Genomic DNA, 12,660 nt, shown 5'->3' with positions numbered 1-12,660 from the left:
CACAGGACGCGCTGCGGCATAAGGAGTTAGGGGTAAGGCAGTGTTCGAACTGACCAGGCGGCGTAGCCGGCAGGTCCTGGCCGTATTCGCGGTGTTCGCGCTGGCGATGGGCATGCTCAGCTCGACGCTGTTCGACCGGGTCCAAGGCGGCGGATACTCCGACCCCGACGCCGAATCTGCACGCGCCACCGAGATCGTGCGCAAAGAATTCGGTCAGGCGGCGCCGAACTTCGTGCTGCTCGTCCAGACCCGAGAGTCCGTCGACGACCCGGAATCGGCCACCGCCGCAGCCGAGCTGGCACAGCGGCTGAAGAACGAGTCCGATGTCTCGAGTGTCGTGTCGTATTGGACCGACGGCAGGCCGCCCGCGCTTGTCGGCACCGATGGTGCCACAGGGTTGATCGTCGCCAGCATTCTCGGCGACGAAGCGGACGTCGACAGAAAAGTCGGCGGTCTCGCCGACAAATACGGCGGTCGGCACGGCGTTCTCGATGTTCGGGTCGGTGGCTATGCGATGCTGTTGCACGAGACGGTGCAACAGAGCGAGCGCGACGCGGTGCTCGGCGAATCCATTGCCTTCCCGGTCACTCTGCTCGCGCTGTTGTTCGTGTTCGGCGGCCTGGTTGCGGCCAGTCTGCCGTTGGTCGTCGCCCTCGTCACCGTCATGATCACCATGGGCGCGCTGTGGTTGATCACCCTGTGCACTGATCTGGCGGCGACCGCGACCAATGTCGCTACGCTGCTCGGGCTCGGCTTGGCGATCGACTACAGCCTGCTGATCATCAACCGCTTCCGCGACGAACTCGCCATCGGTGCGCAGCCGGCCGCGGCGGTGCGCGCGACCATGCGTTCGGCAGGTCGGACAGTTGCCTTCTCCGCCGTCACGGTGGGTGTCGCACTGTCCGGGCTGCTGTTCTTCCCGCTGCTCGCGGTGCGTTCGATGGGGTACGCGGGCCTCGCGGTCGCGGTGATCGCGGCAACGGTGTCACTGACCCTGCTGCCGATGATCCTGTTGTTGATCGGCACCCGCATCGATAGCGGCCGGCTGGGCTGGTTCCTGCGTGCGCCGCGACCCGCGCCCGGTGAGGGTTTCTGGCATCGCCTCGCAACTATCGTGATGCGTCGTCCCGTGCCCATCGGCCTGGTGGTCGCCGCGCTCCTGTTACTGCTCGGCACGCCGTTTCTCGGGGTGAAGCTCGGTTTCCCGGACGAGCGGGCCCTGCCGGAATCGATGAACAATCGACAGGTCACCGAGATCATCCAGCGCGAGTTCACCGCGACCGACGCCAATAGCTTGTTCGCCGTACTGCCCGACAGCGCACAGGGACTCGACGCCTACGCCAGGACGCTCTCGGAGGTCGAGAACGTGCAGCGGGTGGACACTGTCACCGGTAGTTACTCCCACGGCGGCTTCCTTGCACAGCCGACCGAGCAGCACAAGCGCTTCGGCGCCACCGACGCCGCATATCTCGCGGTGCTTCCTGATACGACCGACCCGGACACACTGGAGCGGGTGGCCGGCGACGTGCGCGCGGTACCGGCGCCATCGCGGGTGCTGGTCGGCGGCATCGCCGCGGCCAATGCCGACGCCATCGATTCGGTGATCTCGGTGCTGCCGACCGCGCTCGGCTTCGTGGTGATCGTGATGCTGATCGTGCTGTTCCTGCTGACCGGCAGCGTGGTGCTGCCTCTGGTCGCCATCGTGCTGAGCGTGCTCAGCCTCACCGCGACCTTCGGCGCACTGGTCTGGATCTTCCAGGACGGCCACCTGTCCGGGTTGCTCGGCTTCACCGTGACCGGCGATCTACCGCCGACAGTGCCGGTCATGCTGTTCGGCGTCGCCTTCGGGCTGGCGATGGACTACCAGGTGTTCCTGCTGTCCCGAATTCTCGAAGAATATGAGCGCACCGGCAAGAACGAGTCGGCGGTGGCGTTCGGGTTGGAACGCATCGGCCGCATCGTGACGGCGGCGGCCGTGTTGATCTCACTGGTGTTCCTGGGCTTCCTTGCCTCCGACATCACCTTCATGAAGGCCTTCGGCATCGGTCTGCCATTGGCCGTGCTCGTCGACGCGACTCTGGTGCGCGGATTCCTGTTGCCCGCGGTGATGAAGGTGCTCGGCGACTGGAACTGGTGGGCGCCGGGTCCGCTGGAGCAGTTGCACGCTCGTTTCGGTTTCTATGACGGCCCTTCCGCACCACCGGTGCGCAGTCAGGACGAGCACCGCAGGCCCGCACGCGTCTGACCCGAATGGCCGATGGCCGTTCGGTCGGCACCGAACGGCCATCGCGTCGAGCGGGACGAGTCAGATGCCACCGGTGGAGAGCAAGCCGCCGTCGACGCGGACCGTCTCACCAGTGATCCAGGCAGCCTCGTCGGAGACCAGGAAGCCGATCAGTTTCGCTACATCCTCCGGCGCGCCGAGACGCTTGAGCGGATACACCGATGCGGCCGCTTCCTCGTCCGCCGAGTAGAGGGCGTCGGCGAACTTCGTCTTGATGACGCCGGGGGCGACGGCGTTCACCCGGATCTTCGGCCCGAGTTGCCAGGCCAGTTCGTCGGTGAGGTGAATCAAGGCCGCCTTGGAAGCGCCGTAGGCGGCGATCACGCCCGAGGACCGGATGCCCGCGACACTGGCGACATTGACGACCGCGCCGCCGTTGTCGCGCATCCAGGCCTTGTAGGCCTCCTGGATGTAGCCGAGTGCGGCGACGACATTGACGTCGAAGATCTTGCGTACGGCGTCGAGATCGGCCTCCATCAGCGAGCCGTACACCGGATTGATGCCGGTGTTGTTGATCAGGATGTCCAGCGAGCCGAACTCGGAGACCGCCCGTCCGACCGCGGCTGCCCGGCTCTCCGCATCGCCGGAGTTGCCCGCGAGCGCCACCACCGCACCCTGATGGCCGAGCGCTCTCAGGTCGAGGGCCGCCTCGTCCAACGGCTCCGGTTTGCGCGCGGTGATCAGCACGTTTGCGCCGCGACTCAGCAATTCGGCAGCCACCGCCTTGCCGATACCTCGGCTGGCTCCGGTGACCAGTGCACTCTTGCCCAACAGATCGGTACTCATGTGACGGCAGGTTACCTCAGTCGCAGGGTCTGAGCGATCTCGCGCTGGCTGCGCGCTCATAGCGTCATACGTTACCCGTGTGACTTCCCGTTCTCGGGCGCTGGTGACTGTCGCATGGCGCCAGCGGATGGAGTTGTCCGGTGGTCGCGCTCAACGCCTCGACCGATTCGACGAATCTCGTCATCGGCTGCGGCGAGATGGGTTGCCGCCGAATATTTCTCCTTTGTCGGAGAAAAGGTTCATCGGTATTCACGGCGGCCGGTCCGACTGGTTGGTCGTCAATGGCCTGGTTTCTCGCAATTGGTATGCACAATATGGGTGTGCACACGAATCGGGGAAGTGCGTTGCCCGCCGAGGGCAGTGAACTCGATAGTTCGCACAAGTGGTTTCGATTCGAATTTGGGCACCGCTGGTTCGGTCGCGGGCGTAGCGAGAGGGTCGAGAGTGCAGCAGCGTATTCTCCTTGTGAGCAGTGCCGACAACGGCCTGACCAGGCGCGCCGGACTGGCGTTGCGCCGCTCCGGACGTATGGCGCGCACAGCCGTGGTGACCACCAGCAGCGATATCGAAGAAGCCGTCGGAACATGCGAATCCGACCTGGTGATCTGTCCATTCTTAACTATCCGTATTCCGGAGTCGGTATATACGCGATTACCCACCGTCGTTATTCACCCGGGCCCAGTGGGTGATCGCGGAGGTAGCAGCCTCGACTGGGCTATCAGCGAGGACGAGCCGTTGTGGGGTGTAACGGCACTCTCCGCGGTGGGTACATTCGACAGCGGACCTATCTGGGCGACAAGGACTTTCGCACTACCGCGACTCCGCAAGTCGCTCATCTACAACGGGCAGGTGACGAGTGCGGCCGTCGAATGCATTTTAGAGGTAGCCGACAAGGCCGCTGACCCGAATTTTCGTCCACTCGATCAGGAAAGAGCTCATCGCGCGATACCGCATGTGCGGGCGCGCCGGTTGATGCGCCAGAGCGACCGGGCCTTCGATTGGGCGTCCGATCCCGAGCAGATTCTGCGCCACATCCGCGCTGCCGACGGCGCGCCGGGCGTGGTGTCGACACTGGCGCAGCGCCCTGTGCGTCTCTACGACGCCCACCCCGGACGCAGCGGGCTCGACGCGGCGCCGGGGACCCTACTCGGTCGTCGCCATCATGCGGTCGAAGTGGCCTGCGGTGGGGGCGCCAGCATCTGGATCGGCCATCTGAGCATCGACCTCGGTGATCGCTGGTCGTGCAAGGCTCCGTCCACCGCCACGCTCGCACGGGCCGGGATCGCCCTCGGCGCGATCCCGACCACGACTGCCGCTGCAGTCGACGATGCCGGCCAGTTCGCCGACATCACCTATCGGCGCTTGGGCCCGGTCGGTGAAATCGGCGCGGTGGAATTCGATTCATACAACGGCGGTATGACCGAAAGCCTCTGTCGTCGGCTGACTTTCGCGATTCGGGCCGCGGCGCGCCAAGGCACCAAGGTACTGGTGGTCCGCGGGCGCGACCATGCGGTGTTCAGCAACGGCCTACATTTGGGCGAGATCGAGATCTCGCATGAACCAGCGCAACAGGCGTGGCGGACCATCCGCGCGATCAACGCGCTGTGCCGCGAAATCTTGTTCTGCCCCCAGCTGTCGCTGGTGGCGATGACGTCGGCGGGGGCGGGTGGAGCAATGCTGCCGCTGTCTGCCGATGTTGTGGTCGCTACCGGCCACTCGGTCATCGACGCGCATTACCGCACCATGGGTTTGGGCGGCTCCGAGCTGCATTCCTACACCCTGCCGCGCCGTGTCGGCGCCGACACCGCGCACCGGTTACTCGAGGCCGCCGAACCGATCGACGCCCTCGAGGCTCTCGATATCGGGTTCGTCGATCACGTCGGCCCCGACATCGGGTTCGACGACTGGCTCACTGCACTGGCCGGCGAGTATGTCCGGCCTCAGCGGTGGTTGTCGACATTGGAGCGCACACGTGGGCGGCTGGCCCGCGATCTGGCCGACAAGCCGTTGGATGCCTACGAGTTCGAGGAACTCGGCGAGATGGCGCGAAACCTGTTCTCCGACAGTCTCGGGTTCGAAGCCAAGCGGCGGGCGTTTCTGTACAAAACCCCATACTCGGGACCGGAGCGGGATTCAAGTTTTGGCGACCGGATAGCGGATCGAATTCTGCTGTCCGATAACGATAGTCCTGGAGCGGAAGCCGAGGGTTTCGGTCGAGGGCGTACCCGTCGATAGCGGGTCTGCTCACGTCAGGTATCTCCGCTCGGCGACGATTCGTGCGATGTGCTGGTCTGTGCTGTGTCCGAGGGTTACCGTTGATGCCAGTTACTTGCAGATAGGTTCCCCGAGGAGTTTCGATGCACATTCCTGACGGGTATCTATCGCCGGCGACCTGCGCGGTGGGTTATGTGGTGGCTGTTCCGATGGCCGCGGTGGCAGCACGGCGGGTGGAGGACGTCGTCAAGACCAGGCAGGTCCCCACGCTGGCGATGCTGTCGGCGGTGTCGTTCCTGGCGATGATGTTCAACATTCCGATACCGGACGGCACCACCGCGCACGCGGTAGGCGGTGCGCTGATCGCGGTGCTGTTGGGACCGTGGGCCGCGCTGATAGCCGTGGCCGTCGCATTGGTCTTTCAAGCGCTGTTGTTCGGCGATGGCGGCGTACTTGCCTTCGGCGTCAACATGTTCAACATGGGTGTCGTGTTGCCGTTCGTCGCCTATGGGATCTATCGGCTGCTCGCCAGGGGGAGCACGCTGACCTCGTGGCGGCGGGTCGCCGCTGCCGCGATCGGCGGCTACGCCGGCCTCACCGCCGCCGCGATCTGTGTCGGCATCGAACTCGGCATACAGCCCGATCTGTTCCACGATGCCTCGGGCGCGCCGCTGTATTCGCCGTACCACCTCTCGCAAACGCTGCCTGCGATGCTGTTTGCCCATCTGCTGATCGCGGGGTTCGCCGAGGCCGCGCTGGCCGGTGGCGTGGTCGCCTATCTGCAGCGGGCCAATATCCCGCTGCTGCAAGTCGGTAATCCGGGAGTGCCCGTCGACGCGGCAGACAACGCGGCGGCGAAACCGAAACTGCGTCCGGTCGCCGTAGCGCTGTCGGTGATGGCGGTGCTGGTGCTGTTGACGCCACTGGGTCTGCTGGCGCCGGGAGGCGCCTTCGGCGAAGATTCGCCGGAGGACCTGGATCTCGGCGAACTCGGGCTCGACACGGTCCCGACGGGGCTCGCGAAATACGCCGGTTTCTGGAACCGCACAGTGCTCGGCGACTACGGATTCTCGAATGGTTCCCACCCCGACATCGGCTACCTGGTGTCGGCCGTGGTCGGGATCGCCGTCGTCGGGGCGGCCGTCTACCTCATCGCTTTCGGTCTGCGCGCGCTCGGCTTATGGGGTTCGACCGACAGTCGGACCGAACCCGCGCGCGGCTCGGTCGACACCGGCTCATGACCACGACCGCGTCCACCGATCCGCGTCCGGCATCCGCCCCGGATTGGTTGTTCACTCGCGATGTCGCGTTGTGCCCGTGCGGGTGTATCGGCAAGCGCCGCAAGGGGTCCTACGTCGAGAAGACGCTGACCGGCGGTGCCGATCTATTGCGGCAAGTGATGTTCAGCGACGACACCTCCGCCCGGCACGGTCTACTGCAGCGAATCGATGCTCGGGTCAAGATCGTCACAGTGTTCGGGTTGCTGCAGGTCGGGGCGTTCCTGCACACCGTTGCTGCGCTGATGGTGTTGTATGCCGCGACGCTGGTCCTGGCCGCGTGCAGTGCGCTGCCAGTCGGATTATTTGTCAAACGGGTCTGGTTGTTCGTCCCGATCTTTACCGGGATCGTCCTGATCCCCGCGACGCTGAGCGTGGTCATCGACGGCGAGGTGATCGTGACGCTGTGGCATTGGCACGGCCGAGCGGAAGGGGTCACCCGGCAAGGTCTGATGTCGGCGCTGCTGGTCGTGGCTCGCGTAGCGTCCTCGATCAGTATGGTCGTGCTGCTGACGCTGACCACGCCATGGACACGATTGCTCGCGTCACTGCGCACTCTCGGTGTCCCGCGCATGTTCATCCTGATCATCGGGATGGCCTATCGCTACTTGTTCCTACTGCTCGCCACGGTCACCGATATGTATCAGGCGCGCAAAGCGCGCATGGTCGGCGCCGAGAAGCACGACAAGCATGCGCGTCGATTCGTCTTCGCCACCGCCGGCGCGATGATCGGTAAGTCGATGGCGATGTCGGAAGAGGTACACCAGGCGATGGTGGCGCGCGGCTATCGCGGTAATGCGAAAGTTCTTGCCCAACCGCGGCCGTCGCGGATCGACCTGCTTTACGCCATCGCTGTCGCGGTGTCCGGCGCGGCCCTGTTGGTGGGTGAGCATGTCATCACCCGATGAGGAATCCCGATCCTGTCACGTGCCCTCAGGAGGAGAGCTCGTCCTGGAGTGCACAGACGTGCGATATCGCTACCTCGGGAAGTTCGAGGCTCTCTCCGGCGTATCACTGACGGTCGCGGCGGGGGAGAAGGTCGCGCTGATCGGTGCGAACGGCTGCGGCAAGTCCACGCTGCTGAAGATATTGGACGGCTTGGTTTTTCCCGAGAGCGGGACCTACACCGCGTTCGGCGAACCCGTCACCGAAGACGCCCTGGAAGACGAGCAGATGAACATGGGCTTCCGGTCGCGGATAGGTTTCGTGTTCCAGAACAGTGACGCGCAAGTCTTCTCGCCGACGGTGCGCGACGAGCTCGCCTTCGGTCCACTGCAGCTCGGTCTGGACCGCAGTGCTGCCGCGGCCCGGGTCGAGGACGTCCTCGACCTGCTCGGCATCGCCGATACCGCCGACCGTGCGCCGTTCCAACTCTCGGGAGGACAGAAGAAACGTGTCGCGATCGGCACCGTCCTGGTCATGAACCCGGAGGTGTTGCTGTTCGACGAGCCGACCGCCGCGCTCGATCCACGCACCAGCGAGTGGCTGACCGAGCTGATCGGGGACCTCGCCGAAGCGGGCAAAACGATCGTGCTCGCCACCCATGACCTCGACAGCTTGGATCGACTCGCCGATCGATGCGTCGTTTTCGGCGAGGACCACACGATCCTTGCCGAGGCCACACCGGCCGTCGCCCTCGCCGACAGGGAACTACTGCTCGAAGCCAATCTCATCCACGCGCACTCCCGATTGCCGCTCCAGCAGCCCCGATGACCGCCCTGCGCCTCAGTCGTGGGTGTGTGAGTGATCGTCGGGCATATCGGTTTGATGCACGTGGCGATGCGAGTGCTCGACTCCGTCGTGGGTATGGGTGTGCTCGTGTTCGAGGTGGTTGTGCTCATGTGCGTTATGGGCGTGGGTATGTGTCAGTGTGCCGTGACTGTGTGCGTGGGCATGGGGCTCGACGTGGGAGTGTTCGTCGGTCATATCCCGGTTCCTTGTCTGTATCGAGGTATCGAGTGGGTTCTACGGCAATGCATGCTTACCAGCACGCCGCGGTGATGTGCGGGAATGCCGGACCGGCATGTTCGGCATGGAGATCGTGTCGGGTACCAGTCGACGCACCTGGACGATTCGGACCGGCAAACCCTGAGTCCCTCGTGGTGGGTGCGCACGGGTCGCGTACCCGTAGTGTGGTCGGCCTTCGACACAGCGACGGTGTCGGCTCACCGACTTGGTCGGCGAGATCGTTCAGCGATTGTTCGGCATCGACCGAAGCCCACAGAATCTGAACGGACGTCGAGTCGGCGAGCATCCTGAACACCTCGACGACCGGCAAGCTTGATGATCGGGCAACCGCATTACCCGATCATCTGCATTCATACGCAGATAGTAGCGTTGTGAGAGGAATGCGGTTCTGTGGCGAACGAGGTACACCATGAACGAGGTCGACCATTCGGTGACGACTGCCACGCCGCTCGTGGGCGATACCGACGTCGATAACGACACAGAGCCGATGTCCACCTCGGGTACGTCGAGCGACACAGCGGTCGAGCATGCGCGATCGATCCTGCGTAGTCATGGGTTACGGTGCACCGCACCGCGTTTGGCGGTGATGTCGGTGCTGACCAGCGATCCCTCCGGAGGACATCTCAATGCTCAGGAGATCGTCGCACGACTTGCCGAGCGAAGGGAACTCGTCGACCTGACCACGGTGTACCGCACGCTAGCGCGGATGGTCGAGATCGGCGCCCTGCACGTGCTCACCGTCGGGGAAAGAGCGGCAAGCTACGGACTGACCGTGCGGCCCCACCACCATGCGGTCTGCACGCGGTGCGCGGCGGTGATCGAAGTCCCCGCCGAACGACTGGCAACCGCGCTGGATCACGCCAGTCGCGGCAGTCGGTTCGAACTCGCCGCCAACGCTGGACTGACTCTGCACGGTCTGTGTCCAGCCTGCAAACAGGCCGCGCGATAGCCGAACCAGCGGGTCGAAATCGCTGGTCGGGTCGGCGCGAGCGGGGGCGTGGGACGGCACGGCCTGACTGGGTTGCCGACGGCGGCGGTGTCGATGCTGGGCGATATGCACGTGCGCGCGTGGCAACGGACGGATGTGACGGGTTCGTCAGCGGTCGGCAGCTCTTCGCATCGAACTGGATCAAATGGTCGGTTGTCGAGCTCTGCACACTCATGCTGAAACCTCGACCGGTCAGGCTGGGTAGCGGCTATGGCAGGACGCGCGAAATACCTTACATTCCAGCATGATTCGTGTGATGATCGGCCGGCGCGATACTTCGCGAGCGTGGTATCGGATCGGCCGTCGGAGCACCCGGGGAACGACCGCAATTTTCGGCTGTGGAGTGCGTTTCGGGCTGGGCGTGTGGATCGGCGATTACATCCGCGGACGCAACCAGCACGTCGGCCGGGTCTGCGATGGCGCCGTCGGCTCCACCTTCCGACATCAGGCACCATCCGGCACCCGGTGCACCGAGTTGGTCGACATGCCTGCCGGCACCTATCCGGCTCCACGCGGCGGGCGCGATGGCGGGGATGTTGTCGTACAGGGCGAAACCGATGATCAAACCGATCAGGAATCGAGAAGCATCGGTCACTGAGCAGCAATAGCGTGACTGCCATGGATATCACCACTCACCAAACCGCTATCGAGTCCGTCATCCTCGAGGTGCCCGACCCCGCGGCCGCCGCAGCCTTCTACGCCGCCGCGTTCGGTCTCGGCGACAAGGTGCGTGTCCGCGCCTCGGAGGCGCCGACGACCGGCTTTCGAGGCTTCATCCTGTCGCTCGTGGTGTCTCAGCCGAGCAGCGTCGACAGCCTCATCGGCACCGCGCTCGACGCAGGCGCGACGACGCTGAAGCCGGCAAAGAAGAGCTTCTGGGGCTACGGAGGCGTCGTCCAGGCCCCGGACGGGGCGATCTGGAAAGTCGCGACGTCGTCGAAGAAGAACATCGGCCCGGCCACCCGGGAGATCGACGATTTCGTGGTGCTCCTCGGGGTCGAGGACGTCAAGGCGGTCAAGCAGTTCTACGTCGACCGCGGCCTGGCCGTAGCAAAGAGCTTCGGCAGCAAGTACGTCGAGTTCGACACCCCACCGGGTTCGGTCAAGCTGGCGCTTTACGGGCGCCGGGCCGCCGCCAAGGATGCCGGCGTCTCTCCGGAGGGCACCGGGTCGCACCGGGTCGTCATCGGTGGTAACACAGCGCCATGCACCGACCCGGACGGGTTCGCGTGGGAGGTCGCCCCGGCCTGAGCCGGTCGCGAGCGGCTGTTGGCAATCGGCTCCGACGCGCCCTCGGCCGACGACGACGCGCCTTCCGGATGGCATGCCACGAAATCGGCATATGCGCCGGTGTCGGCAAACGATTCGACGCTGGAGTGGCCGGCGTACGCGAGATACGTGCTTCCCGGATCCGCCGGAGCAGGCGTGAACTCGGCCCCGCCGCTGACCGCCAGGTTCAGGACCGATATCGGCCGATGGTCGTGGTCGGTACAGCACCGCACTCATACTTGTACCCCGTTGGCGGCCAGATAGCCGCGGGGATCCACCGCCCGGCCGTTCTGGCGAACCTCGTAGTGCAGGTGGTTGCCGGTGGAATTGCCGGTCGATCCGACCGCGCCGATTACTGTGCCTGCGGGGATCTGATCGCCTACTCGTACCCGAATGCTGCCTGCGGTTTGGTGGGCGTAAATCGTTTCGGTGCCGTCCGCGGACCGAACCCGCACATGATATCCGTAACCGCTGCCAGAGTTGCCTGCTTGAATCACGGTGCCACCGGTAGCGGCGTAGATCGGGGTGCCCGCAGCGGCCGCAAGATCGATACCGCCGTGGTGGTCGCCGTGGCGGGGGCCGAAGCTGGAACTGACGCGGTAGTTTCCGGGGTCCAGCGGTAGCCGGGCACGTCCGTCGCCCCGCGGCCCGGTGCCGCCGATTGCTGTCTGCTGACCGACTATTCCATTGAGGTACTGGTTGGTGAGCTGGTTGACCGCCGCGGCGGTTTCGGAGGCGTTCGCTTGTCCGCTGCCGACGATCGTCTGGGCTTTGTGCAGTGCGGCGGTGAGTATTTGGTGCACTTGCTGCTGCCCGGCCTTGGTGTAGGCGTTCGGACCGAGCTCGGCCAATTTCACATTGACCTCGCGAATTATCCGAAGTATCGCTGTCCTGTCGACTTTATTGGATCCGGCTAGGCCCAACAGGTGATTCGCGAGTCCGTTGTCGAGGGTGTTGAACGCGGTCGCCGCGTTCTGCTGGAACATGGACCGCGCTTGGAGAGCTGCCGCGGTGGCACCTGAGCCGTCGACTGCGCCGGGCTGGGTCGCCAGGTTGCCTGTGTTCGTGGCGGGGGCACCGTCTTCCTCGCCGTACAGGACGGCCAGCTTCTCCAACGCCGCGAGCGCTTCTCGAGCTTCGGGGGTCAGGCCGGCATCGGTGGTGTCGACTGCGGGAGCCGCGGCGGTGGCGGATCCGGAATCGTTTTTGGACAGCCCTGCGAGCGCGGAGGCCAGCATCGGCAGTGCGGACAGCGCTGCCGAGCCCACGGTCGGCGCGAGCTGCGCGAGCATCTCTGGATCGAGCCCCGTCGATGCTGGTGCCGCAGCGGCGGGGGTGGTGGCAGCTGGGGGTGGCTGAGTGACCGAGGGTTGCACGGGCACCGCGGGCGTGGTCGTGGTGGCGGCAGGCGCCGTCGGTGCCGCGCCGGTGCGGACGGCGGGGGTGGGGTGCAGGGACGGTAACCCATGCCACGATGGGGCGGAACTCGGCGGTGCCGTGGCCCCGGACGGATTCGGCGGTGCCGGGGTCCCGGACAGATTTCGACCCAGATTCGCCAGTGCCAGAGCTATTTTCGCTACGCCGTCCGACTGTCGTTCCGGCGGGGTCTGTCCCGGCGCAGCAGGCTGGTCGGTAGTCGGCATGTCGTCGGTAGCGGCGCTCAGGTCCGTGATCAGCTGTGGCAGCTCACTGCTGGTCACCACGGCCTCCCAATGTCTCAGGCTTCATCGACTCGCTCCTTAGACGCCACTGTTCCATTAGCGATTGTGATCTTTCTGGCCATGGGTCACGTCCTCATCTATGGGAACAGAGTTCCCATTCATCACTGCGGCAGACAAACACATACGTCCTACCGTCGACGGCAGGCGCGGCGG

Annotated in this window: 10 protein-coding genes; 7 read left to right on the top strand and 3 right to left on the bottom strand. The window is 65.0% G+C overall.

Annotated elements, in window-relative coordinates:
- The first annotated feature begins 40 nt into the window (after window positions 1-40).
- Entirely contained in the window at window positions 41-2,245 is a 2,205-nt protein-coding gene (locus AB0M74_RS03650) for an MMPL family transporter (protein ID WP_364901240.1), read from the top strand.
- 60 nt (window positions 2,246-2,305) lie between these two features.
- On the opposite strand, the gene AB0M74_RS03645 is transcribed toward AB0M74_RS03650, so the two are convergent.
- The gene (locus tag AB0M74_RS03645) at window positions 2,306-3,070 is read right to left on the bottom strand and encodes an SDR family oxidoreductase (RefSeq protein ID WP_364901238.1); all 765 of its coding nucleotides are present in this window, start codon (window positions 3,068-3,070) and stop codon (window positions 2,306-2,308) included.
- Between the two features lie 465 nt (window positions 3,071-3,535).
- Here AB0M74_RS03645 and AB0M74_RS03640 point away from each other — a divergent pair, with 465 nt between their 5' ends.
- The 4 genes from AB0M74_RS03640 (at window position 3,536) to AB0M74_RS03625 (ending at window position 8,274) form a co-directional block, all read left to right on the top strand.
- Window positions 3,536-5,305: an enoyl-CoA hydratase-related protein gene (locus AB0M74_RS03640; protein ID WP_364901236.1), complete on the top strand. Its 1,770-nt coding sequence runs from the start codon at window positions 3,536-3,538 to the stop codon at window positions 5,303-5,305.
- Between the two features lie 122 nt (window positions 5,306-5,427).
- Window positions 5,428-6,525: a cobalt transporter CbiM gene (cbiM, locus tag AB0M74_RS03635; RefSeq protein WP_364901234.1), complete on the top strand. Its 1,098-nt coding sequence runs from the start codon at window positions 5,428-5,430 to the stop codon at window positions 6,523-6,525.
- Entirely contained in the window at window positions 6,522-7,469 is a 948-nt protein-coding gene (gene cbiQ / locus AB0M74_RS03630; protein ID WP_364901233.1) for a cobalt ECF transporter T component CbiQ, read from the top strand. Before cbiM ends, cbiQ begins: the two co-directional genes overlap by 4 nt.
- A 58-nt stretch (window positions 7,470-7,527) precedes the next feature.
- Window positions 7,528-8,274 carry an ABC transporter ATP-binding protein gene (locus AB0M74_RS03625; protein WP_364901231.1) on the top strand — a complete coding sequence of 249 codons (747 nt, stop codon included), beginning with the start codon at window positions 7,528-7,530 and terminating at the stop codon, window positions 8,272-8,274.
- A gap of 12 nt (window positions 8,275-8,286) precedes the next feature.
- On the opposite strand, the gene AB0M74_RS03620 is transcribed toward AB0M74_RS03625, so the two are convergent.
- Window positions 8,287-8,487, bottom strand: coding sequence for a zinc transporter Slc39a7 (locus tag AB0M74_RS03620; RefSeq protein WP_364901229.1), 201 nt, complete (start codon window positions 8,485-8,487; stop codon window positions 8,287-8,289).
- A 451-nt stretch (window positions 8,488-8,938) separates the two neighbouring features.
- Between AB0M74_RS03620 and AB0M74_RS03615 the strand changes: the two genes are divergently transcribed.
- Together AB0M74_RS03615 and AB0M74_RS03610 are read left to right on the top strand one after the other, a co-directional pair.
- Window positions 8,939-9,478, top strand: a complete 540-nt coding sequence (locus tag AB0M74_RS03615; protein WP_364901228.1) for a Fur family transcriptional regulator — start codon at window positions 8,939-8,941, stop codon at window positions 9,476-9,478.
- A 657-nt stretch (window positions 9,479-10,135) separates the two neighbouring features.
- Window positions 10,136-10,768 (top strand): glyoxalase, encoded by a 633-nt coding sequence (locus tag AB0M74_RS03610; protein WP_364901226.1) that lies wholly within the window; start codon window positions 10,136-10,138, stop codon window positions 10,766-10,768.
- A 251-nt stretch (window positions 10,769-11,019) separates the two neighbouring features.
- Here AB0M74_RS03610 and AB0M74_RS03605 read toward each other — a convergent pair whose 3' ends face one another.
- The gene (locus AB0M74_RS03605; RefSeq protein ID WP_364901224.1) at window positions 11,020-12,486 is read right to left on the bottom strand and encodes a peptidoglycan DD-metalloendopeptidase family protein; all 1,467 of its coding nucleotides are present in this window, start codon (window positions 12,484-12,486) and stop codon (window positions 11,020-11,022) included.
- Window positions 12,487-12,660 lie beyond the last annotated feature (174 nt).

Source organism: Nocardia sp. NPDC051463 (genome assembly GCF_040681975.1).
Taxonomy (GTDB): domain Bacteria; phylum Actinomycetota; class Actinomycetes; order Mycobacteriales; family Mycobacteriaceae; genus Nocardia.
This window is presented reverse-complemented; position numbering and strand designations above follow the sequence as displayed.

Excerpts from the sequence above, each read along its gene's own strand:
- AB0M74_RS03620 (WP_364901229.1), bottom strand. The coding sequence starts at position 8,487 with ATGACCGACGAACACTCCCACGTCGAGCCCCATGCCCACGCACACAGT.
- AB0M74_RS03645 (WP_364901238.1), bottom strand. The coding sequence starts at position 3,070 with ATGAGTACCGATCTGTTGGGCAAGAGTGCACTGGTCACCGGAGCCAGC.
- AB0M74_RS03610 (WP_364901226.1), top strand. The coding sequence starts at position 10,136 with ATGGATATCACCACTCACCAAACCGCTATCGAGTCCGTCATCCTCGAG.
- cbiM (WP_364901234.1), top strand. The coding sequence starts at position 5,428 with ATGCACATTCCTGACGGGTATCTATCGCCGGCGACCTGCGCGGTGGGT.
- AB0M74_RS03615 (WP_364901228.1), top strand. The coding sequence starts at position 8,939 with ATGAACGAGGTCGACCATTCGGTGACGACTGCCACGCCGCTCGTGGGC.
- cbiQ (WP_364901233.1), top strand. The coding sequence starts at position 6,522 with ATGACCACGACCGCGTCCACCGATCCGCGTCCGGCATCCGCCCCGGAT.